Genomic DNA, 21,206 nt, shown 5'->3' with positions numbered 1-21,206 from the left:
GCAGAAACAGCTTTCCGACCAGTCCCCCAGTCGCGTCGCGGGGACGGCGGGCGATACAGGATAAGGCATGTCGATCTTCTCGCGTCTCTTCAAATTCTCCTCGCAGGATATGGCCATCGATCTCGGCACCGCCAATACGGTGGTGTATGTGCGTGGGCGCGGCATCGTGCTGAACGAACCGTCCGTGGTGGCTGTCGAGACTCTGAACGGCGTGAAGCGGGTGAAGGCCGTGGGCGTCGACGCCAAGCTGATGATGGGCAAGACCCCGGATTCGATCGAGGCCATCCGCCCGTTGCGCGATGGCGTGATTGCCGACATCGACGTCGCCGAACAGATGATCAAGCATTTCATCACCAAGGTGCATGGCGGCAAGCACAGCCCCTGGCGCGCGCCTGAAATCGTGATCTGCGTGCCGTCGGGTTCGACCAGCGTGGAACGCCGCGCCATTCGCGACGCCGCCAGCAATGCGGGCGCATCGCAGGTCTTCCTGATCGAAGAGCCGATGGCCGCCGCGATCGGCGCCGACATGCCCGTGACCGAGCCGATCGGTTCGATGGTCGTCGACATCGGCGGCGGCACGACCGAAGTCGCCGTGCTCTCGCTGCGAGGCCTCGCCTACACCACCTCGGTCCGCGTCGGCGGGGACAAGATGGACGAAGCGATCGTGTCCTTCGTGCGTCGTCATCATAATCTGCTGATCGGCGAAGCCACGGCGGAACGGATCAAGAAGCAGTTTGGCGTCGCCCAGCCCCCCGAAGACGGCGTGGGCGAAACGATCCACATTAAAGGTCGCGACCTGGTAAACGGCGTGCCCAAGGAAATCAGCATCAACCAGGGCCAGATTGCCGATGCACTGGCCGAGCCGATCAGCACCATCGTGGAAGGCGTACGGATCGCGCTGGAAAACACCGCGCCTGAACTGGCCGCCGATATCGTCGATCAGGGCATCGTCCTGACCGGCGGCGGCGCGCTGCTGAAGGGATTGGACGACGAGCTGCGCGACGAAACGGGCCTGCCCGTCACCATCGCCGAAGATCCGCTGACCTGCGTGGCCATTGGCACCGGTCGCGCTATGGAAGACCCGATCTTCCGAGGCGTGCTGCAAACCGCCTGATCGAGAAGGACGATTAGATGGCGCGGCCAGCCAGCCGGCGCCCCGGTATCAACCGGAAGGCGCAATATAGCCTGTTCGCCAGCTATGTCGTGGCGGTGGTCGGTGCGACCATAGGTCTGCTGCTGGTGGTAGTCGCGATTTTCGACCCCACCGGCTTTGCGGCCATTCGCATCGCCACGTCCGAAGTCAGTCGCCCCGTCTCCAACACGCTGAAGGGCATGGTGAGCGGCGTGGGGTCGGTGGACGAAGTGCTGGCCGCCTATTGGCGCGCCGGATCGCAGAATGTCGCGCTGCGCCGGCAGGTCGAGACGGACCGCAACCGCATCATCGAGGCCAAGGCCGTAGCTCAGGAAAATGTGCGGCTGAAAAAGCTGCTCAGGCTGGTCGATTCCGATGCCAGCGAAGTGCTGACCGCGCGCCTGATCGCTTCATCGGCCACCAGCGCCCGCCGCTTCGCCCGGCTCAATGCCGGGCGGTGGCAGGGCGTTCGGCCCGGCATGCCGGTGCGCGCGCCCGAAGGGTTGATCGGCCGCATCCATATCGCCACGCCGAACAGTTCCGAAGTGCTGCTGCTGACCGACACGAGCAACATCGTGCCGGTCCGCCGCGCCAATGACAGCATTCCCGCCATTTCGACGGGCCTTGGCGACGGGTCGGTGGAGGTCCGCGCGCTCACGGCGGGGCGCAACCCTTTCAAACCCGGCGACCTGCTGGTGACGTCGGGCATCGGCGGCGTCTATCAACCCAATATCCCTGTCGCAGTCGTTGTTCGCGCGCAGGGTGAAATCGCCTATGCCGTGCCGCTGGCCAACCCAGCCCGCGTGGATGCCGTGGTGGTGGAACGCGCATTCGAGGATGCGGTGACCCGCGCCGGCCCGGCAGTCCCGAGCGTCGCGGACGAGACGACCGCCGGCAACGTCGCCCAGCCATGATCGATCCGCATCTGTATCATGTACCACGGCTGGGGCGGCATCCTTCCCGCTTCCGGCTGGCGGGTACGCCGGTCATTACCGTTTTGCTGGGGTCTTTCCTGACGGCGCTGCCGGTCATCGCGCAATCGCCGATCATGCCCCCCTTCGGCCTGCTGCTGCTGCTGGCGTGGCGATTGCTGCGGCCGGACCTGTGGCGTGCCTGGATTGGTCTGCCGCTCGGCCTGTTCGACGACGTGATGAGCGGCCAGCCGATCGGGTCGGCCATGTTCCTTTGGACCGTAGCGTTGATGGGCGTCGATGCGATCGAACATCGCATGGTGTGGCGCAGCTATCGTCAGGACTGGCTAATTGCGACCCTCGCGATTATCTTCTGCATTTCCGGTGGCCTGTTTTTTGCACGGATCACGGGTGGAGGTAATGTGACGCTTTTCCTGGTCGCGCCGCAGATGGTCTGGACGATTTTACTGTTTCCTTTCGTCGTCCGGCAATGCGCGCGGATCGATCGCTGGCGCGTGATGGCATGAAGTTTCCGTTCCCCAAGCGCAAGATCGTTACCGAAGCCACCCAGTCCTTCACCTTTTCGCGCCGCGCAATGGTGGTGGGTGGATTGCAGGGCGCGATCGGTGCGGTACTGATCGGGCGCATGGCCTGGATCAGTGTCGTCCAGAATGAGAAATACAGCCTCCTTTCGGAGAGTAATCGCGTCAACCTGACGCTGATCCCGCCTCGCCGGGGCTGGATCATCGATCGCAACGGGCGGCCGCTGGCAAACAACCGTACCGATTTCCGTGTCGATCTGATCCCGCAGCGGATCGTCGATGCAGAATCCACGATCACGCATCTGGCCCAGTTGCTCAGGCTGGAACCGGACGATGTCGATCGCATCCGCGAAGATCTGGAAAAATCCGCCGGCTTTCGCCCGGTACAGGTCGCCGACAAATTGACCTACGATCAATATGCCGCGATCAGCGTGCGCCTGCCCGACCTGCCGGGCGTCGCACCAAGCCAGGGTTTTTCACGCCATTATCCGGCCGGTTCCACTGTCGGGCATTTGCTGGGCTATGTCGGCCCTGCGACGGCGGAAGATTATAAGGCGCGGCGTGATCCGCTGCTCATCACGCCGGGTTTCAAGGTCGGCAAGGATGGACTGGAAAAGGCGTTCGATCGCCATCTGACCGGCAAGCCCGGCGCCAAGCGGGTCGAGGTGACGGCGCGTGGCAAGATCGTGCAGGAATTGACGACCCGTACCGACACGCCGGGTCGGACGATCAAGCTGACGATCGACGCGGGCTTGCAGGAATTTGCAGGCAGGCGACTGGCGACGCAGAGCGGATCGGTCGTGGTGATCGACTGCCATAATGGCGACGTGTTGGCGCTGGCATCCATGCCCAGCTTCGATCCCAACAGTTTTTCCGACGGCATCAGCCATCTGGAATATGAGATGCTGTCGAAGGACGATCATGTCCCGCTGCGCAACAAGACGCTGCAAGGGCTTTATCCGCCCGGTTCGACGGTCAAGCCCATGGTGGCGCTGGCGCTGCTGGAGGCAGGGATCGGGCCGCAGGAAACGATCAATTGTCCCGGCGCCATTCGCGTTGGCAACACCCTGTTCCATTGCCACAAGAGACGCGGCCATGGCCCGCTCAACATGCGCGGCGCCATCGCGCAAAGCTGCGATATCTATTTCTACCAGATGGCCCAGCGCATCGGCATGGACCGGATCGCCAGCATGGCCCGCCGCGTCGGCATGGGCCAGAGGTTCGACCTGCCCTTCCCCAGCCAGAGCTATGGCACCGTGCCCGACCCGGCATGGAAGGAGCGGAAATATGATCAGAAATGGCAGGTTTACGACACGGTGAACGCCACCATCGGTCAGGGCTATATGCTGATCAATCCGCTACAGATGGCGGTGATGGCGGCCCGACTTGCGACCGGCAAGCAACTGATGCCCAATTTCATCTTCGGCGCGCCCCGGCCTGACCCGGCCTCGGTCGGCGCGAGCGAGGAGCATCTGGTGGTGATCCGCGACGCCATGAATGCAGTGGTGAATGGCGGCGGCACCGGTGGCGCGGCGCGCAGTTCCATTCCGGGCGTCATGGTGGCGGGCAAGACAGGCACGGCGCAGGTCAGGCGCATCACCATGGCGGAACGTGCCGGCGGCGTGCGGGGCAACAGTTCGCTGGCATTCAAGTTGCGCGATCATGCCCTGTTTCAGGGCTTTGCGCCGTTCGACAACCCGAGATACGCCATCGCCTGCATCATCGAGCATGGCGGCCATATGATCCGCAACGAGGATGCGCCGATGATCGCCAGCGATACATTGTCCTATCTGTTCGATCCGGCCAAGGCGATGGAGAAGCTGGAAACGCTTGAGAAAGGATGGGGCGGCACGCCCACGGAGCGGCAAGCGCGGCAGATGGCCGCGTTCCGCCTGGCCAAGGCGATCGAGAAGGGCGAAGTGCCGCCGGCGGCGGACAACGGGATGAATGCGGCTGGCGGGAACGTCGCTGCGCCTGCCGCCCCGCCTGCGCCGGCTCCAGCGGCGGCAGAAGAAGATGATGTCCCGGCTCCAGCCAACAGCCCGGCCGCGCCATGAGCATCGTTCCCAAGCCCCTGACCGAATTCCCCTGGCGCATTTTAGCGCTTCTACTGGCGATCGCCGGCTTTGGGACGGTCGTGCTCTATAGCGCTGCGGGCGGCAGCATCTTTCCATGGGCCGTCAACCAAGCGGTCCGCTTCTGCATCTTTTCAGCCATGGCGCTGGGCCTCAGCCGCATTCCGGTCGAGATGTTCGCGCGTTTCGCCTTTCCAGCCTATGGTGCGGTGCTCGTCGCCCTTTTCCTGGTGGAGCTGATCGGCGGCGTGGCAGGCGGCAGTCAGCGCTGGATCAACCTTGGCTTCATGCAGTTGCAGCCGTCCGAGTTCATGAAGCCGATCATCGTGCTGACCATCGCGCGATTTTACGCGCTGTTGCCGGTCGGCGAGATACGCCGATGGAATGCGATTTGGCCCGCGCTCATATTGATCGGCCTTCCATGGGCGCTGGTGTTGATCCAGCCTGACCTTGGCACCGCGACGATGATCCTTGCCGGTGGCATTACCGTCATGTTTCTGGCGGGCCTGCCGCTGCGCCTGTTCGTCGGTTCGGGTTTGGCCGTCGCCGCCGTCATTCCCATCGCCTTCAGTTTCCTGCATGACTATCAGAAGAACCGCGTGCTGATCTTTCTCGACCCGGAAAGCGATCCTTTGGGCGCCGGCTATCATATCAGCCAGTCGAAGATAGCGATCGGTTCGGGCGGTATCTGGGGCAAGGGCTTTCTCAAGGGGTCGCAGAGCCACCTGGATTATCTTCCGGAAGGCCATACCGATTTCGCCTTTGCCACCATGGCGGAAGAGTGGGGGCTGCTGGGCGGCACATTGCTGATCCTGGCGTTCATGCTCTTGTTCCGTTGGGGCATACGGGTGTCCATGCGCACGCAGGACAAGTTTGCGCGGATGGTGGCCGCTGGGCTGACCACAACAATCTTCTTCTATGTCGCAATCAACCTGATGATGGTCATGGGCCTGGCGCCGGTGGTGGGCATCCCCTTGCCCTTCATGTCCTATGGCGGCTCTTCGATGCTGACCGTGATGCTGTGTGTGGGTGTCATCATGGCGATCGACCGCGCAGGCAAGCGCCGGGCCGGTACAGGAAACTGGCGCTGAACAGCGACTTTGTGAAAAATTCCCGTCACAAAGCAATTAACTGTTTGCAGAATCGCAAGTGGCTGCTAACAGCCCGCCACGCAGGAGTGCTTAGTTGCCCCAGCATGGACACATAGCTCAGTTGGTAGAGCAGCTGACTCTTAATCAGCGGGTCCTTGGTTCGAGCCCAAGTGTGTCCACCATCCCTATCCGGTTCATCATAAATTGATGGCATATCCATATTGGGGGTATGCCTATGGATGTTCGGACGCTTAAACCCCCGTTCAGACATTCCGCCATATGGCGATGCCAAGGCAGAGGGGCAGATCCTTCGCCTTGCAGTGGGACAAGGGTAGGGTTTATGAATTCATTCATGTCGGTTTCCAGAACGTTCGTCCTGATGACCCTATGTGCTGCAAACGTGCCGGCAATGGCCCAGACAGCCGATGCGGCCAAGGGCAAGGCCGTGTTCGCGAGATGTGCGCTCTGCCATGACGTGAAGGCTGGGCCCAAAAAGATGGGGCCATCCCTTGCCGGCCTGTTTGGCCGGACGTCCGGAACCATGGCGGGATTTACCTATTCGCCCGCGATGCAGAAGGCGAAGATCAAATGGGATGCCAAGAGCCTGGACGCATTCCTGACCAAGCCGACCGCCCTGGTGCCGGGTAATCGCATGGCCTTTGCTGGCCTGCCCAATGCAACAGACCGCGCCAACCTCATCGCCTATCTGGCGAGCGCAACCAAGTAGGGCGCGATCAGATACCGCCTGCGGTCACGGCCCAGCCGCCGCTCTCCAACGCGGCGGTGAGGTCGGCCGTACAAGCATCCAGCGTTGCCACATCCGTCGATCGAATCACGAAGTTGGCTCCGGTGCGGCCTTCGCGGAAGAAAGGGTAGCTGCCGATCTGGCACCCCATATGCGCACGCTCCGTCGCAGCGAGCAGGTCGGCAATCTCGCTTTCCGCCACCCAACAGCCGATCGTGGTGGATTGGAGAGGCAAACCGCCTTCCAGCTTGCCGGTCAGGCTATCCAGCATGCCGGCGGTGATGGAAGGCACGCCGGCCATAATGAAGATATTGCCATGGCGGATGCCCGGCGCGCCCGACATGCGATTTTCGATCAGGTCGGCGCCGGCAGGCACACGGGCCATGCGCAGGCGCGCTTCGGTCAGGCCCCCGCGCGCCTCATAATAGTTGGACAGGATCGCGCGGGCCCCTTCATGGACATCCACCTCCACGCCCAGTGCCGCCGCAATGGCATCGACGGTGATATCGTCATGGGTCGGGCCGATGCCGCCGGTCGTAAAAAGATAATCATTGCGTGCTCGCAGCGCATTCACGGCTTCGACGATGGCATCTTGATCGTCGGGCACGACGCGCACTTCACGCAGGCGGATGCCCTGCACGCCCAGCCAGAGTGCGATCTGGCTGACATTCTTGTCCTGGGTGCGGCCAGAAAGGATTTCGTCGCCGATGACGATCAGCGCTGCGGTCCAGATGCGGGTAGGATCGGCCATGGCAAGCCCATAGCCTGCCCCGTCGATCCTGCCTAGCCGCCCTCTCGCATTATCCGCTCCGCGCGCCTATAAATAGGCCATGACCGAATATATGACGATGACGGCCGATACGCCGACCACCCGATCCACCGCGATCAAGCTCTACGACGAATCCGGCTTTGCCGGCATGCGCAAGGCCGGTCGCCTGGCCGCCGAGATATTGGACGCGCTGGTGCCGCATGTCGTGCCGGGCGTGACCACGGGCGAATTGGACGACATCGTCCGCCGCATGACGCTGGATGGTGGCGGGGTACCGGCGACTTTGGGCTATCGCGGCTATACGCACAGCTGCTGCATCTCGCTCAACAATGTCATCTGTCACGGCATTCCAGGCGACTATAAGCTCAAGGACGGCGATATATTGAATATCGACGTCACGCCGCTGGTCGATGGCTGGCATGGCGACACCAGCCGCATGTTCATCGTCGGTGAAGCAGCGATCAAGGCACGGCGCCTGGTCGAGGTGACCTATGAGTGCCTGATGCTGGGCATCGAACAGGCCAAGCCCGGCAATCATCTGGGCGATATCGGCTATGTGATCCAGCGCCATGCCGAAAAGCATCGTTATGGCGTGGTGCGGGATTTTTGCGGCCATGGGCTGGGCCAGGTCTTCCATGACAGCCCGGAGGTCGTGCATATCGGCCGCCCCGGTACTGGTCCCGAGCTTCGTCCCGGCATGTTCTTCACCATCGAGCCGATGATCAATATCGGCAAGCCCGGCGTGAAGATGCTGGACGATGGCTGGACGGCCGTGACGCGCGATCGCACCCTTTCCGCCCAGTTCGAACACAGCATCGGCATCACCGATACCGGGTGCGAGATCTTTACAAAGAGCCCTGCCGGTTTCGACTGCCCGCCCTATTCGCCCTGACCATCGGATTGCTGCCCAAAAAACAGGCAAGCCGTCACGATATTGCCCGGAAAGCGGGCAATATGGACAAAGATTGCTGCATCGCCGAAAGCATGTCCTAGCGATTCGCCATTTGGCACGGTAATTGATTGTTAAGGGGAACGGCGCCTGCCTTGGGGTGCATGACGATCGTTCCTTAAAGGAAATGCGGATGCGGGTCGCGCCCGCATTCCGGACGTGCGTCATGGGTTGGGATTACAAGTGATGAAAAAGATCGAAGCGATCATCAAGCCGTTCAAGCTGGACGAGGTAAAGGAAGCGCTGCACGAAGTAGGCGTATCCGGCATCACGGTAACCGAGGCCAAGGGCTTCGGCCGGCAAAAGGGCCATACCGAACTCTATCGCGGCGCTGAATATGTCGTCGATTTCCTGCCGAAGGTGAAACTTGAAGTCGTGGTCGACGACGCGCTGGCGGAACGGGTGGTGGAAGCGATCAGCGCGGCTGCGCAGACGGGCCGGATCGGCGACGGCAAAATCTTCATCTCGGCGATCGAGGGCGCGGTGCGCATCCGCACGGGCGAGCGGGACAGCGACGCCATCTGATTTTCAACAGGTTTTCGCCGGCTTGAAGGGGAAACTCCCGGAGCCTTGGCGGACGCATATCAACCTACCCCTTCGGGGGGGTATTTTAAAAGAAGGGCAAGTTCACATGGCTAACACGCCTAAAGACATCCTGAAGATGATCGAAGAAAAGGAGATCGAATGGGTCGATGTCCGCTTCACCGATCCCAAGGGCAAGTGGCAGCACCTGACCATGGTCGCTTCGGTGCTGGGCGAAGATGAACTGACCCAGGGTCTGATGTTCGACGGTTCCTCGATCGAGGGCTGGAAGACGATCAACGAATCCGACATGATCCTGAAGCCCGACCTGGACGCCGTCTATGTCGATCCGTTCAGTGCCACCCCCATGCTGATCCTGATCTGCGACATCGTGGAACCCGACACCGGCGAACTCTACACCCGCGATCCGCGCTCGACCGCCAAGCGCGCCGAAGCGTTCGTGAAGTCGGCCGGCTTCGGCGACACCGTCTATGTCGGCCCGGAAGCCGAATTCTTCATGTTCGACGATGTGCGTTTCGAAAACGACTATTCGCAGAGCTATTACAAAATCGACGATATCGAACTGCCGACCAACACCGGCAAGGAATATGAAGGCGGCAACCTGGGCCATCGTCCGCGTGCCAAGGGCGGTTACTTCCCCGTCGCGCCGGTCGATCCGGCCACCGACATCCGCGCGGAAATGGTTTCGACCATGCTGGAAATGGGCCTGCCCTGCGACAAGCATCACCATGAAGTCGCCGCGGCACAGCATGAGCTGGGCCTGACCTTCGGCACGCTGGTTCAGACCGCGGACCGCATGCAGGTTTACAAATATGTCGTGTGGAACGTTGCCCAGGCCTATGGCAAGTCGGCAACCTTCATGCCCAAGCCGATCGCGCAGGACAATGGTTCGGGCATGCACACCCACATGTCGATCTGGGACGGTGGCAAGCCGCTGTTCGCGGGTGAAGGCTATGCCGGTCTGTCCGACATGTGCCTCTACTTCATCGGCGGCGTCATCAAGCATGCCAAGGCCCTGAACGCCTTCACCAACCCGACCACCAACAGCTACAAGCGTCTGGTGCCCGGCTTCGAGGCACCGGTTCTGCTGGCCTATTCGGCCCGTAACCGTTCAGCATCGTGCCGTATTCCCTATGGCGCGGGCGCCAAGGCGAAGCGCGTGGAATTCCGCTTCCCCGATGCGATGGCCAACCCCTATCTCTGCTATTCGGCCTTGCTGATGGCGGGTCTGGACGGCATCGAGAACAAGATCCATCCGGGCGCGGCGATGGACAAGAACCTGTACGATCTTCCGCCGGAAGAGCTGAGCCAGGTGCCGACCGTTTGCGCCTCGCTGCGTGAAGCGCTCACCAGCTTGGAAGCCGATCACGAGTTCCTGTTGAAGGGCGACGTGTTCACCAAGGACCAGATCGAAGCCTATATTGAATTGAAATGGCCCGAAGTGTACCGTTGGGAAATGGCGCCTTCGCCGGTCGAGTTCGACATGTATTACAGCAGCTGATCCTTTCAGCTTTGCTTTCGGGGAAGGCCCGGTCGCAGCGATGCGGCCGGGCCTTTTCCTTTGGGCCTGACGCGCCCACATGGGGGCCATGACGCTCGACTCCCTTGGCCTCGCCCATCCCATCATCCAGGCGCCGATGGCCGGCGTATCGACCCCCGCCATGGCAGCCGCCGTAAGCCAAGCCGGGGGATTGGGGTCGATCGGCGCGGGCGCCGTGGATGCGGCAGGTGCGCAGGGAATGATCGATGCCGTGCGGGCGCTGACCGGGCGGCCGTTCAACGTCAATCTGTTCGTCCATGCCCCAGCCCGACCACGGCCCGAAACCGAAAGGCGCTGGCTGGAGGCGCTGGCCCCTGTCTTTGCCCGTTACGGCGGGACAGCGCCAACGGTGCTGCGGGAAATCTATCGTAGTTTCGCCGAGGATGACGCGATGCTGCAAATGCTGGTCGAGGCCCAACCGGCGGTAGTCAGTTTCCATTTCGGCCTACCCGATGGGGATCGGATCGCTGCCCTCAAGGCGGCCGGCTGCCTGCTTATCGCCACCGCGACCAATTTGGACGAGGCGCTGGCGGCCAAGGGAGCCGGGATCGACGCCGTGGTGGCGCAGGGCATGGAGGCTGGTGGACATCGCGGCATGTTTGATCCCGATGCCCCCGACGCGCAGTTGGGCGTCTTGCCGCTGACCCGGTTGCTGGTGGAAAAAACCGGTCTGCCCGTCATCGCAGCGGGCGGGATCATGGATGGACGGGGCATCAGGGCGGCGCTCGGTCTGGGCGCAGTGGCGGCGCAATTGGGCACCGCCTTCATCGGCTGCCCGGAAAGCAGCGCTGACGAGGATTATCGCGCGGCGCTGTTCAGCGTAGCGGCGCATCGCACCATGCTGACACGAGCCATTTCGGGGCGTCCGGCCCGTTGTCTCGCCAATCGCTTTACCGAGTGGGGGATGCAGATCGATCTGCCCTCCCCCGACTATCCGATCGCCTATGATGCCGGCAAGGCGATCAATCAGGCGGCCAAGGCGGCTGGCGAAGGGGGGTATGGCGCGCAATGGGCGGGACAAGGCGCACCAATGGCCCGCGCATTGCCCGTATCGGAACTGATGGAACTGCTGGTTGCAGAAATGCAGGATGCGCGGGTTTAGCAGCCGCGCAAACGAGACAGCGAGTTGGACAGTATTTTTGCGGTGTTTACGGCCTGCGATCAGGGATAGACGCGCCAAACAGCAGCACAGGTTCGCCGGGTGGAGAGAGGGCGATTTCGCCGCCACTCTCGACCACCATTTGGCGGATCATCCAGGCGGCGGCGGTACGGGATGCCAGGCCCTCGATCGGCAAGGTGCCAGCCAGCGCGCCGCGAAGATCGGGATCGAGCACGATCTTGGGCCCTTCGCCGCGTACGACGATTTCGGTGAGGCCCGGCCGCTTTTCAGCGCCAATATCCAATTGTCCGCCGCGGACCAGCGCATCGCCTGCGATCAGCGCCAGGTTGAGGAGAATTTTGGCCGCCAGCTTGTCAAGCATCTGTTCTTCGACCAGCCAGCCAACCTTCACCCGACCGGCCGTGGCGAACATGCCTTCGATCGCGACCTTCGCCTCATGCGGCGGAACGGCGTCGCCGAAACCGCCGGCCGAGCCAAACGCGAGCCGGAAGAATTTGAGCTTGTTCGCCGAGGTCTTCGCACTGTCGGCCAACAGGTCGAGACAACGCTGACGCATTTCCGGATCGGTTTCGTCCGCCATCAACTCCAGCCCATTATTGAGCGCGCCGACCGGGCTGAGCAAGTCATGGCACAGACGCGAGCAAAGCAGGCTGGCAAATTCGATACTGTCGGTCGGATTGGTCATGCGGATCAGGGTCGCCGGATTAGGAGGAAGGGAAGCATTTATCTGGCTAATGCGCTGCACGGCGCGGCGATGCAAGCCCGGCCTGCCGCCTTTCGATCACCGACTGTCGAGATGGATTTTGGTGAAATGGACATTAACCGCCGTACCCGGCCCGGCGCGCCACAAAGTCGCCTCTCCGCCTGCAACGATAAGCCACAAACTTCCGTCCGGCATTGCACAGGCCGCATCGGTTGCGGAGGGGGCCGCGACGCCCGATGGGTGGGAATGATAGTGACCGATGATCGCGGGGCCGCCAGACCGCGCATTGCGGTGAGCGGCGACCAACGCCGCCGGGTCAAGCTCGAAATGACGGGCCGGATCGGGAGCGACATTGGCGGCAGGGATGATCGCCTTTATCTTGTCTGCGGTGCCAAGCAAAAGCCCGCACACCTCATCCCGGTCAGCCGCCGCCAGGGCCACGATTTGTTCCAACAGCGATCTTGAAATTCCTACGATCATTCCTACATCCGTAACAAATGGTTCCGGGGGTTTCCATCTTAGACGCAATTATCAGCGAGGCGCAGGATGGGCTGCGGCTCGATCGTGCCCTGGCGGACCTGTTGCCCGACCTGTCGCGCGAGCGGATCAAGGGCCTGATCGGCGAGGGGCAGGTATCGTGCGCGCAAGTGCCCAGGATCAACGCTTCGATGAAGGTCGCCGTGGGCCAGACCTATATCGTCACCCTTCCCGCCCCTGTACCACTGGATACGGTGGCACAGAATATCCCGCTGACTATCGTCCATGAAGATGCCGACCTGATCGTGGTGGACAAGCCCGCCGGGCTGGTCGTCCATCCCGCCGCGGGCAATCCGGACGGTACGCTGGTCAATGCGCTGCTGCATCACTGCCACGGGCAGTTATCCGGCATCGGTGGGGTCGCCAGACCGGGCATCGTGCATCGGATCGACAAGGATACGTCCGGGCTGCTGGTGGTCGCCAAGTCCGACAAGGCGCATGAGGGCCTGGCCCGCCAATTCAAGGACCATAGTATCGATCGCCTCTATGCCGCCATCGTCTATGGCGTGCCGGTCCCCGGTTCCGGGACGGTGGATGCGTGGGTGGGCCGATCCGACGCCGATCGAAAGAAGATGGCGGTTCATCGGGAAGGCCGGGGCAAACATGCCGTGACCCATTATCGCATGGTGAAGCGTTTGCAGGGCGCGGCACTGGTCGAATGTCGGCTGGAAACCGGCCGTACACATCAGGTTCGCGTGCATATGCACCATATCGGACACCCCTTGATCGGTGATCCGGTTTACGGTAGAGAAAGAAAAGGTTTCAAATCAATACTGGAAACGCTGGGTTTCAAAAGGCAGGCATTGCACGCCAAAAGCCTGGGGTTCATACATCCGGTAACGAGCGAACGGCTTATGTTTCAAAGTATGTTGCCTTGCGATATGCAGGAACTGTTAAGCCAGCTCGACGTATAGGTTCTGACAAGTTTGCGACGGCGCAGGACGCCTCTTCTGGGTTCCGCCGTGCATGAAAGGGAAAGGTAACGACATGGCCAAGAGCAATGTCCCCGCAGTTCCGGCGCTGGGCGGTGAAGCCAGCCTCAACCGATATCTTTCGGAGATCCGGAAGTTTCCTCTGCTGACGCCCGAGCAGGAATATATGCTCGCCAAGCGATATGAGGAACATCAGGATCCCGATGCGGCCGCCCAATTGGTCACGTCACACTTGCGCCTGGTGGCCAAAATCGCGATGGGCTATCGCGGTTACGGCCTGCCGGTCAGCGAGCTGATTTCCGAAGGGAATATCGGCCTGATGCAGGGCGTGAAGAAATTCGAGGCCGAGCGCGGCTTCCGCCTGGCGACCTATGCCATGTGGTGGATCCGCGCGTCGATCCAGGAATTCATCCTGCGCAGCTGGTCGCTGGTCAAGATGGGCACCACCGCCTCTCAGAAGAAGCTGTTCTTCAACCTTCGCCGGATGAAGAACAATATCGAAGCGTTCGAGGATGGCGACCTGCGCCCTGAAGACGTGACCAAGATCGCGACCGATCTGGGCGTGTCGGAAGATGACGTCGTGTCCATGAACCGTCGTATGGCGATGGGTGGCGACACATCGCTCAACGTGCCGATGCGCGAGGATGGCGAAGGCCAGTGGCAGGATTGGTTGCAGGACAATGATCCGTTGCAGGACGAGCGCGTCGCCGAGGAACAGGAAAAGACCCAGCGTCACGAGATGCTGGTCGAGGCGATGACCGATCTGAACGATCGCGAAAAGCACATCCTGGCCGAACGTCGCCTGGCCGAAGAGCCCAAGACGCTGGAAGAGCTGAGCCAGGTCTATGGAGTATCGCGCGAGCGCGTTCGCCAGATCGAGGTGCGCGCCTTCGAGAAGCTGCAAAAAGCGATGATGCGCATTGCCGGCGATCGGCTGGGCAAGATGGCCCGCTTCGCGCTCGCCTGATCGGTCCGATAAAGTGACAGAAAAAGCCCCGGAGCGATCCGGGGCTTTTTTGTTGCGGGCCGTTTGGGGATGAGGGTGGTTAACGGGGTTGATCCATGACGATCGCGGCGGCAGTGGCATTTACCCCTCCCTTCCCAACCGGAATGAAAATGCAGAAATTTCTTAGGCTTATAGTCGTTCTCTTGATCGGTATCATCGTCATGTTCGGCGGGCGTTGGTACGCCTATGTCGCGCTGGGCAGCAGTCCCTATGATGAGGTCGGCATTGCGCTGAATGGCTATATGCCTACGCCGCTCCGCGATTGGGGTTGCCACAAGATGCAGACGCGCTTTGCCGATCAGATGCCGCCCCATGGCTGCGCCGGACCGGATGGACGTAGCTGGCGCTAATCGAAACCGTTCCGGCGCGGTGACGTCTAGCGCGACTGTTGCATCGCCAGGCTGCCGTCTCCATAGGTGTCGCCTCCGGCCACGATGGTGAAACCGTTCCGGACCCAGAAGGCGTCCGCGCCATTGACCGCCGTGAGCGCGATCCGCTTGAAGCCGGTCCGTCTCGCCTCTTCCTGCACGATCCCGATCGCCCTCTGTGCTGCGCCGCTACCCCGCGCATCGGGCAGCAAGGCGAGATCGTGCAGATAATAATGATCGGCCGGTTCCGGCAGCGCCTGCATCGGATGGTTCAACGCTGGCGGTTGAGTGCCTGCCCAAGGGTGACTGATCAGATAGCCGATCGGCTTGCCATCCCGCTCCAGCAGCCAGCAGCCCTGGGGGGAAAGTCGCAGGCGATCGGCATAGACGGCCGCCTGTTCCGTATAATCGCCATGCACCGCATCGGAGATCGCCGCGACGGCCGGAACGTCCGCTGCCCTCATGGGGCGCCAGTCGCTCATGCCGGCACGCCCAACGCGTGACGGGCAGCCGCCAACACCTCTTCGGAAAGAGCAGGATCGGCGACCCCGCGCGCCAATACCATCGCGCCGACCATCTGTGCCATGCGGGCCAACGCATCCTGACGATCCATATCCGTCGCGGACTGCTGCAATATTTTCGTCAGTTCTTCGAACCCCTCACGAAAGGCCGTCGCCAGATCGCCACCGCGTCGGGCGGCGTCCGGCCCCAGCGCGATCAGGGCGCAACCGGTTTCCGGGGCGTCGCGATTGCGGGCGCTAAGATAATTGGCGGCAATGGCGGTGGGCGCTTCGCCTTTTCCTGCCTCCGCCGCGACGGTGCGCCAGCGCGTGGCACTATTCGCGAGCGACGCGGCGCAGGCTTCCGCGACCAGCGCGCCCTTCGAACCGAACTGGTTGTAGAAACCACCATGGGTGAGGCCGCATTCGCGCATCACTTCCCCTATGCCGACGCCATCCACGCCGCGTGCGCGGAACAGGCGCGATGCGGCGTCCACCACCTTCTCGCGATTGCGCGCGGCCTGATCGCGGCTGACCTTCATGATCGGTGCTCCATAATTGGCCTCTTGACCTTATATATGATGTTCATCATTTAACGCCAGTCCGATTGTCACCCGAAGGGGGAAATTGATGTTCTCGACCGTCCTTGCACGCCGCCTGTCCGCGCGGGACATTCACTATGGCTGGGCGGTGGTGGCTGCGACCTTCCTGACCATGTTGGTGGTGGCGGGCGCAGTCGGGGCGCCAGGCGTATTCATCATCCCGTTGCAGAAGGAATTTGGCTGGAGCGCGGCGGATATCAGCGGCGCGCTGGCCATCCGTTTCCTGCTGTTCGGTGGCATGGGGCCGTTTGCCGCAGCTTTCATGAACCGCTTCGGGGTGCGTCGGATGATGCTGATTTCGCTGTCGATCGTGATCGGCGGGCTGCTGCTGTCGCTCGGCATGACGCAGTTGTGGCAGTTGGTGCTGCTGTGGGGCGTGGTGATTGGCCTTGGCACCGGCATGACCGCGATGGTGCTGGGCGCGACGGTGGCGACGCGCTGGTTCGGGCAGCGGCGCGGGCTGGTGATGGGATTGCTGTCGGCCAGCACGGCGACCGGACAACTGGCGTTCCTGCCGCTGCTGGCGGGACTGACGGCGGCGCATGGCTGGCGCGCGGCATTGCTGCTGGTGTGCGGCGCGATCGTGGTCGCAGGCGTCGCCGTGATCCTGCTGATGCGGGACCGGCCGGCGGATCTGGGTCTGGCGCCCTATGGCGAAAGCGCGGTTCAGGCCGCCCCGCCCCAGCCCGCAAGCCTCACCGCATTGCTGGTCATGCCGATCCATGTGCTGCGTGACGCAGCGCGAGTGCCGACCTTCTGGATCCTCTTCTTTTCCTTCTTCGTGTGCGGGGCCAGTACCAATGGGCTGATCCAGACCCATTTCATCGCCATGTGCGGCGATTATGGACTGGCCGCGGTGGGCGCGGCGTCGATGCTGGCGATGATGGGCTTTTTCGACTTTTTCGGCACGTTGGGATCGGGATGGCTGAGCGACCGTTTCGACAATCGCTGGCTGTTGTTCGTCTATTACGGCCTGCGGGGCCTATCCCTCCTCTATCTGCCGTTCAGCGACTTCTCGCTCTACAGCCTGTCGCTCTTCGCGGTCTTCTATGGTCTCGACTGGATCGCGACGGTGCCGCCGACGGTGAAGCTCACCGCACAGCGTTTCGGGCCGGAGCGGACGAACATCGTTTTCGGCTGGATCTTCGCCGGGCATCAGCTGGGCGCGGCGAGCGCGGCGCTGGGCGGGGGTTTGGCGCGGACGGTCTGGGCGAGCTACATGCCCGCCTTTATCGGCGCGGGTGTCCTCTGCCTGATCGGTGCGGGAATGGTGCTACTCATCAATCGCGAACAGCGGCGGGGGACGCTCGCGGCGGCTTGAAACGGATAAGGCGGGCGCGCTACCACCGGGGGCATGAAAGCATCCTCCGCATCGCCCCGCCGCCGCTTCCGCTGGATCATGATCCCGGTCAAGATCCTGTTGGCCTTCATCGCCCTGTCGCTGTTGATGGTGGCCATCTATCGCTTCGTGCCGCCACCGGTGACGCTTACGATGCTGTTCGATCCCAACGGCATCACCAAGGATTGGACCAGCCTGGACGATATCGATCCGGATATGGCGCGGGCGGCAATTGCCGGGGAGGATGGCAAATTCTGCACCCATCATGGCTTTGACGTGGACGCCATCACCAAGGCGGCGCTGCATAATGCCAGTGGCGGGCGCATAAGGGGTGGATCGACAATCAGCCAGCAGACGGCGAAGAATGTCTTCCTGTGGCAGGGCGGCGGTTTCTTGCGCAAGGGGCTGGAGGCCTGGTTCACCGTTCTGATCGAGGCGATGTGGGGCAAGAAGCGGATCATGGAAGTCTATCTGAACGTCGCGGAGACGGGGATCGGCACCTATGGCGTGCAGGCCGGGTCGATCCGATATTTCCATCATGGCGCGGGCAAGCTGAGCCGGGCCGAAGCGGGGCGCATCGCGGCTGTCCTGCCGCTGCCCAAGAAGCGCGCGGCGGTGGCGCCGAGCGGTTTCACGCGCCGTTATGGCAACACGATCGCGGCGCGGATCGGGGTGGTGCAGCGGGACGGGCTGGATCGCTGCCTGCGTTGAGACCCGGCTTAACTTCGCACATTTCCCGCAGATTTTGACATGATGTTGCGCCGGCCCGTTCCTATCGGAAAGCGGCCTGCCCGATGATAGGCCGGCTTGCGCGAATAGGACAGCGCGTTGGCAGGCACAGAAAAAGGGCGGGGATTGCTCCCCGCCCTTTTTCTGTTTGAGGTGTCAACCGTGATTAGAAGCCGACGATCAGCGAGGCACTGATCGCGCGCGGCGAACCGAAGTTCACGAAGGCCGAGGACGAGCTGGCCAACGTGTCCAGACCGCCACTGAACGAGCCGACATAGAATTTGTCGAACAGGTTGCTGACGTTCAGCTGGATCGCGCCCTTTTCCATGCCGAGACTGGCGAGCGAGTAACGCAGGTCCAAATCGACGATGGTGTAGGCACCGAACTTCGCACCCGGAGCGATGATGCGCGTTGCGCCGGTGCTGGTGGTGGCAACGCCGACTTCGCCGTTGATGTCGTTCATGTAGCGCGAGCTGGTCTTCTTCGCCTGAACGCCCAAGGTGAAGTCGCCCAGATTGCCCTGGAGACGGCCACCGAACAGATATTTCGGTGCGCTGCGTTCGCGCTTGCCGGCGGTGCGCAGATAGTTGACGCCATCCTGCGTGTAGCAGAGGCCCGCCAGCTGAATGTCGCTGTCGAGCGCGCAGCTGCCCGTCACCGCATCATTCTGGATTTCCGACTTGATGTAGGAACCGAACAGATATGCCGTCACTTCCTTGATCGGGCTATACGAAATGCTGCTGTCGATGCCGTACTTCTTGACCGGACCCAGGTTTGTGTCGGTGCCGTTGCCGTCGATATCGTAGGCAGTGACCAGGCGGTTCTTGTACTTGGAGTACCAGCCGGTGATCGCAGCCTGCACCGTCGACGAATTGTAGCGGATGCTGGCGTCGAAACTGTCCGAGGTTTCAGGGACGCGGTAAGCCGCGTCGCTGTCCGCCGGGAAAACAAACGCATTATACAACGCATCGGTGCTGGGCACCGAGAGGTTCTTGGCATAGCTGCCTGCGATGCTGATTTCCGGCGTGATCTTGAAGGTCGCGCCGACGTTCGGCAGGAACTTGTCATACTTCAGCTTGCGTTCTTGCGGTGCGGCCGAACCCGTGGCCCGTCCCGTCGTCTGATTGTAGCTGTAGGGACGAGCCGCAGCGTATGCGGCCTCCTGGTCTGCCGGCACGCAGTCCACGAAACCGCCCGAGCTTGTCGTGAAGCAGTTCTGGTCCAGTTCGCGCTTGAAGAACGGCAGACGCCCACCCAGCAGCACAGTGAGCCTGTTTTCGAAGAACTGACCACGATATTCACCGGCGATCTGGTTCAGCTCGGCGATGGATTTGCGATCACGCTTTTGCAGGGCATTGCCAGCGCCGTCCAGAACCGGATCGTTGATCGGGAATACGTCTAACGGCTCACCATTCCGCGAGAGGAAGCCGGCGTAGCCGGTCTGACGGTGACGGGCCCGATCATAGCTGTACGACAGGCGGACGCGATGAGCGTCGCTGATTTCGTAGGCGAGGTTCGCGATGCCAACCCAACGGCGAGTGTTGGTCTGACTGGGCTGAAGCAGCGTATAACGATCAGATTCAGTGATCGTCGTGCGCGTTCCGTTGCTGTTGGTAACGGTATAATCTTGGATACGCCCGTCGCCATTCTTGTCGACGCCCAAGGTGCCGTCACCGTTGAAATCGCGACCGAAATAATAGGAGCCGCCATAGTTGCCGGTGAAGGCCTGCGACCCGATATAGTAATTGCCTTCATAAGCGCTGGTCGTGCCACCGCCGTTGGCCTTCACCCACTGATAGGCGCCATCGACCGAGAAGGTCAGGCGATCGGTCAAGGTGTACTTCGAGTTCAGGCGGATGTTGCCGGTATTCGACGGATTGTAGCGACGTTCGAAATCCGTACCGCAGGCATTGGTCTGGTCTGCGACAGTAGCGCTTCCCGTCGAATTAACGGTGCAGGGAAAACCGCCGGCGATGTCATAGAAACGGCCGGCCTTGCTGCCAGTGAAGGCGCTGGCGCGCAGCGGAGAGCCGCCGAAATTGTTGCGGTTCTGATTGTAGTGACCGGCAAGCGAGATGAAATCGCCATTGTCGCCAATGTCCTGCCAGATCTTCGCATTATACTGCTGCTTGGACACTTTGCCATAGTTGGCGAAGGCGGCATCATTGCGAATGCGCGAAGCCGAAACCCATGCCTTGGTGCCGTGGCCGGTCAGGTCGCCGGTGTTGACGACGCCGAACATGCGAAAATAGGGTCGATCACCCGCGCCATTGGCGGCGATGTTGCCGTAGCTCGCACTGGCCAGAACGCCATATTCGTCGCTAGGCTCGAGCGTCTTGATGTTAACGGTGCCGCCAACCGCAGCAGCGGTCGGGCTGTCAACGTCAGTCGAACCCAGGTTTACATTGACGTTTTCGATCAGTTCAGCGTCAACCTGCTGGTTGGTGTAAACCGCATAGTTGCCTGAATCGTTGAGCGGGATACCGTCGAACGTCTGCGAGATGCGGTCCGAGCTGAAACCGCGGATGGTGAAGCTGCCGCCCGACGAACCCCAAGGATCGTTGTTGGTGAAGCTGACGCCGGGCACCAGGTTGATGATTTCATTGATGGTCTGTCCGGGGCGTTGCGCCTGGATGATTTCCTGACCCAACACGACCTTCGCCTTGGGCGAGTCGGGGATCTTCACGCCGCCGACGCCTTGATTGACTGTCGCGCCGGTGACGACGATCGTGTCGAAATCGTCCGAACCGGTCGATTGCGCAAACGCGATGGCGGGGCTGGCGACGGCGATGATCGCGGCGCTGCCCATCAGAAATTTCTTCATTTGACCCTTGTCCCTTTTCAAGAGTGGCGCGAGCCACGCCCCTAAACTGTCTGCTCTTTCAAGCCGGCGCCGCTCTTGGCGGCTGCTGGCGACGGCCCTGTGATGCGTCGATTGCATTTATGTTACAATGCACCCGCAGGACTGTCACATTCCTCCCCTGCCCCGCCCGCTCAGGCTTAAGGACGCACTGCCTTTGGTGGTAATTTATTGAAGTTTAATGACATTTTCTCAGTCAAACCGGCTAGTTTG

Annotated in this window: 21 protein-coding genes and 1 tRNA gene; 16 read left to right on the top strand and 6 right to left on the bottom strand. The window is 61.7% G+C overall.

Going from position 1 to position 21,206, the window contains the following annotated elements; translation table 11 throughout:
• The first annotated feature begins 67 nt into the window (after positions 1–67).
• The 7 genes from AC07UX_RS04400 (at position 68) to AC07UX_RS04370 (ending at position 6,478) form a co-directional block, all read left to right on the top strand.
• The gene (locus AC07UX_RS04400; RefSeq protein ID WP_024019606.1) at positions 68–1,114 is read left to right on the top strand and encodes a rod shape-determining protein; all 1,047 of its coding nucleotides are present in this window, start codon (positions 68–70) and stop codon (positions 1,112–1,114) included.
• A gap of 17 nt (positions 1,115–1,131) precedes the next feature.
• Entirely contained in the window at positions 1,132–2,046 is a 915-nt protein-coding gene (gene mreC, locus AC07UX_RS04395; protein ID WP_495190757.1) for a rod shape-determining protein MreC, read from the top strand.
• The gene (gene mreD / locus AC07UX_RS04390; protein ID WP_495190756.1) at positions 2,043–2,570 is read left to right on the top strand and encodes a rod shape-determining protein MreD; all 528 of its coding nucleotides are present in this window, start codon (positions 2,043–2,045) and stop codon (positions 2,568–2,570) included. Before mreC ends, mreD begins: the two co-directional genes overlap by 4 nt.
• Positions 2,567–4,642, top strand: a complete 2,076-nt coding sequence (gene mrdA, locus AC07UX_RS04385) for a penicillin-binding protein 2 (protein ID WP_495190755.1) — start codon at positions 2,567–2,569, stop codon at positions 4,640–4,642. The genes mreD and mrdA overlap by 4 nt, the downstream gene beginning before the upstream one ends.
• Positions 4,639–5,751: a rod shape-determining protein RodA gene (gene rodA / locus AC07UX_RS04380; protein WP_495190754.1), complete on the top strand. Its 1,113-nt coding sequence runs from the start codon at positions 4,639–4,641 to the stop codon at positions 5,749–5,751. The genes mrdA and rodA overlap by 4 nt, the downstream gene beginning before the upstream one ends.
• A gap of 106 nt (positions 5,752–5,857) precedes the next feature.
• Positions 5,858–5,933, top strand: a tRNA-Lys gene (locus tag AC07UX_RS04375).
• A 170-nt stretch (positions 5,934–6,103) separates the two neighbouring features.
• Positions 6,104–6,478, top strand: coding sequence for a c-type cytochrome (locus AC07UX_RS04370; protein ID WP_495190753.1), 375 nt, complete (start codon positions 6,104–6,106; stop codon positions 6,476–6,478).
• Positions 6,479–6,485: 7 nt separating this feature from the next.
• Here AC07UX_RS04370 and AC07UX_RS04365 read toward each other — a convergent pair whose 3' ends face one another.
• Positions 6,486–7,247, bottom strand: a complete 762-nt coding sequence (locus AC07UX_RS04365; protein WP_495190752.1) for a competence/damage-inducible protein A — start codon at positions 7,245–7,247, stop codon at positions 6,486–6,488.
• A 79-nt stretch (positions 7,248–7,326) separates the two neighbouring features.
• Between AC07UX_RS04365 and map the strand changes: the two genes are divergently transcribed.
• The 4 genes from map to AC07UX_RS04345 all read left to right on the top strand — a co-directional run bounded on the left by map (position 7,327) and on the right by AC07UX_RS04345 (position 11,399).
• On the top strand, positions 7,327–8,157 hold the full coding sequence (gene map, locus AC07UX_RS04360; protein ID WP_495190751.1) for a type I methionyl aminopeptidase: 831 nt from the start codon (positions 7,327–7,329) through the stop codon (positions 8,155–8,157).
• 243 nt (positions 8,158–8,400) lie between these two features.
• On the top strand, positions 8,401–8,739 hold the full coding sequence (locus AC07UX_RS04355; protein ID WP_495190750.1) for a P-II family nitrogen regulator: 339 nt from the start codon (positions 8,401–8,403) through the stop codon (positions 8,737–8,739).
• 106 nt (positions 8,740–8,845) lie between these two features.
• Positions 8,846–10,258, top strand: coding sequence for a type I glutamate--ammonia ligase (gene glnA / locus AC07UX_RS04350; RefSeq protein ID WP_495190749.1), 1,413 nt, complete (start codon positions 8,846–8,848; stop codon positions 10,256–10,258).
• Between the two features lie 79 nt (positions 10,259–10,337).
• Positions 10,338–11,399: an NAD(P)H-dependent flavin oxidoreductase gene (locus tag AC07UX_RS04345; RefSeq protein WP_495190748.1), complete on the top strand. Its 1,062-nt coding sequence runs from the start codon at positions 10,338–10,340 to the stop codon at positions 11,397–11,399.
• Between the two features lie 46 nt (positions 11,400–11,445).
• On the opposite strand, the gene AC07UX_RS04340 is transcribed toward AC07UX_RS04345, so the two are convergent.
• Complete coding sequence (locus tag AC07UX_RS04340; protein WP_495190747.1) at positions 11,446–12,102, bottom strand: histidine phosphotransferase family protein; 657 nt, start codon at positions 12,100–12,102, stop codon at positions 11,446–11,448.
• 96 nt (positions 12,103–12,198) lie between these two features.
• Positions 12,199–12,600, bottom strand: coding sequence for a M67 family metallopeptidase (locus tag AC07UX_RS04335; protein ID WP_495190746.1), 402 nt, complete (start codon positions 12,598–12,600; stop codon positions 12,199–12,201).
• Between the two features lie 17 nt (positions 12,601–12,617).
• On the opposite strand from AC07UX_RS04335, the gene AC07UX_RS04330 reads away from it, so the two are divergent.
• The 3 genes from AC07UX_RS04330 to AC07UX_RS04320 all read left to right on the top strand — a co-directional run bounded on the left by AC07UX_RS04330 (position 12,618) and on the right by AC07UX_RS04320 (position 14,945).
• Entirely contained in the window at positions 12,618–13,571 is a 954-nt protein-coding gene (locus AC07UX_RS04330) for an RluA family pseudouridine synthase (protein WP_495190745.1), read from the top strand.
• A 73-nt stretch (positions 13,572–13,644) separates the two neighbouring features.
• A complete protein-coding gene (rpoH, locus tag AC07UX_RS04325; protein WP_495190744.1) occupies positions 13,645–14,556 on the top strand; it encodes an RNA polymerase sigma factor RpoH in 912 nt (303 codons plus the stop codon).
• Positions 14,557–14,738: 182 nt separating this feature from the next.
• The gene (locus AC07UX_RS04320; protein ID WP_495190743.1) at positions 14,739–14,945 is read left to right on the top strand and encodes a hypothetical protein; all 207 of its coding nucleotides are present in this window, start codon (positions 14,739–14,741) and stop codon (positions 14,943–14,945) included.
• Positions 14,946–14,971: 26 nt separating this feature from the next.
• On the opposite strand, the gene AC07UX_RS04315 is transcribed toward AC07UX_RS04320, so the two are convergent.
• Both AC07UX_RS04315 and AC07UX_RS04310 read right to left on the bottom strand, forming a co-directional pair.
• Positions 14,972–15,445 carry a GNAT family N-acetyltransferase gene (locus AC07UX_RS04315; protein ID WP_495190742.1) on the bottom strand — a complete coding sequence of 158 codons (474 nt, stop codon included), beginning with the start codon at positions 15,443–15,445 and terminating at the stop codon, positions 14,972–14,974.
• Positions 15,442–16,005, bottom strand: coding sequence for a TetR/AcrR family transcriptional regulator (locus AC07UX_RS04310; protein WP_495190741.1), 564 nt, complete (start codon positions 16,003–16,005; stop codon positions 15,442–15,444). The genes AC07UX_RS04315 and AC07UX_RS04310 overlap by 4 nt, the downstream gene beginning before the upstream one ends.
• Before the next feature lie 88 nt (positions 16,006–16,093).
• On the opposite strand from AC07UX_RS04310, the gene AC07UX_RS04305 reads away from it, so the two are divergent.
• Positions 16,094–17,386 carry an MFS transporter gene (locus AC07UX_RS04305; RefSeq protein ID WP_495190740.1) on the top strand — a complete coding sequence of 431 codons (1,293 nt, stop codon included), beginning with the start codon at positions 16,094–16,096 and terminating at the stop codon, positions 17,384–17,386.
• Positions 17,387–17,419: 33 nt separating this feature from the next.
• Entirely contained in the window at positions 17,420–18,115 is a 696-nt protein-coding gene (mtgA, locus tag AC07UX_RS04300) for a monofunctional biosynthetic peptidoglycan transglycosylase (protein WP_495190739.1), read from the top strand.
• 184 nt (positions 18,116–18,299) lie between these two features.
• Here mtgA and AC07UX_RS04295 read toward each other — a convergent pair whose 3' ends face one another.
• Positions 18,300–20,957 carry a TonB-dependent receptor gene (locus AC07UX_RS04295; RefSeq protein ID WP_495190738.1) on the bottom strand — a complete coding sequence of 886 codons (2,658 nt, stop codon included), beginning with the start codon at positions 20,955–20,957 and terminating at the stop codon, positions 18,300–18,302.
• Positions 20,958–21,206: the final 249 nt, after the last annotated feature.

The sequence above is a fragment of the Sphingobium sp. GW821-FHT02B05 genome (genome assembly GCF_059421905.1).
This window is presented reverse-complemented; position numbering and strand designations above follow the sequence as displayed.

Excerpts from the sequence above, each read along its gene's own strand:
- AC07UX_RS04400 (WP_024019606.1), top strand. The coding sequence starts at position 68 with ATGTCGATCTTCTCGCGTCTCTTCAAATTCTCCTCGCAGGATATGGCC.
- mreC (WP_495190757.1), top strand. The coding sequence starts at position 1,132 with ATGGCGCGGCCAGCCAGCCGGCGCCCCGGTATCAACCGGAAGGCGCAA.
- mreD (WP_495190756.1), top strand. The coding sequence starts at position 2,043 with ATGATCGATCCGCATCTGTATCATGTACCACGGCTGGGGCGGCATCCT.
- mrdA (WP_495190755.1), top strand. The coding sequence starts at position 2,567 with ATGAAGTTTCCGTTCCCCAAGCGCAAGATCGTTACCGAAGCCACCCAG.
- rodA (WP_495190754.1), top strand. The coding sequence starts at position 4,639 with ATGAGCATCGTTCCCAAGCCCCTGACCGAATTCCCCTGGCGCATTTTA.
- AC07UX_RS04370 (WP_495190753.1), top strand. The coding sequence starts at position 6,104 with ATGTCGGTTTCCAGAACGTTCGTCCTGATGACCCTATGTGCTGCAAAC.
- AC07UX_RS04365 (WP_495190752.1), bottom strand. The coding sequence starts at position 7,247 with ATGGCCGATCCTACCCGCATCTGGACCGCAGCGCTGATCGTCATCGGC.
- map (WP_495190751.1), top strand. The coding sequence starts at position 7,327 with ATGACCGAATATATGACGATGACGGCCGATACGCCGACCACCCGATCC.
- AC07UX_RS04355 (WP_495190750.1), top strand. The coding sequence starts at position 8,401 with ATGAAAAAGATCGAAGCGATCATCAAGCCGTTCAAGCTGGACGAGGTA.
- glnA (WP_495190749.1), top strand. The coding sequence starts at position 8,846 with ATGGCTAACACGCCTAAAGACATCCTGAAGATGATCGAAGAAAAGGAG.
- AC07UX_RS04345 (WP_495190748.1), top strand. The coding sequence starts at position 10,338 with ATGGGGGCCATGACGCTCGACTCCCTTGGCCTCGCCCATCCCATCATC.
- AC07UX_RS04340 (WP_495190747.1), bottom strand. The coding sequence starts at position 12,102 with ATGACCAATCCGACCGACAGTATCGAATTTGCCAGCCTGCTTTGCTCG.
- AC07UX_RS04335 (WP_495190746.1), bottom strand. The coding sequence starts at position 12,600 with ATGATCGTAGGAATTTCAAGATCGCTGTTGGAACAAATCGTGGCCCTG.
- AC07UX_RS04330 (WP_495190745.1), top strand. The coding sequence starts at position 12,618 with ATGGTTCCGGGGGTTTCCATCTTAGACGCAATTATCAGCGAGGCGCAG.
- rpoH (WP_495190744.1), top strand. The coding sequence starts at position 13,645 with ATGGCCAAGAGCAATGTCCCCGCAGTTCCGGCGCTGGGCGGTGAAGCC.
- AC07UX_RS04315 (WP_495190742.1), bottom strand. The coding sequence starts at position 15,445 with ATGAGCGACTGGCGCCCCATGAGGGCAGCGGACGTTCCGGCCGTCGCG.
- AC07UX_RS04310 (WP_495190741.1), bottom strand. The coding sequence starts at position 16,005 with ATGAAGGTCAGCCGCGATCAGGCCGCGCGCAATCGCGAGAAGGTGGTG.
- AC07UX_RS04305 (WP_495190740.1), top strand. The coding sequence starts at position 16,094 with ATGTTCTCGACCGTCCTTGCACGCCGCCTGTCCGCGCGGGACATTCAC.
- mtgA (WP_495190739.1), top strand. The coding sequence starts at position 17,420 with ATGAAAGCATCCTCCGCATCGCCCCGCCGCCGCTTCCGCTGGATCATG.
- AC07UX_RS04295 (WP_495190738.1), bottom strand. The coding sequence starts at position 20,957 with ATGAAGAAATTTCTGATGGGCAGCGCCGCGATCATCGCCGTCGCCAGC.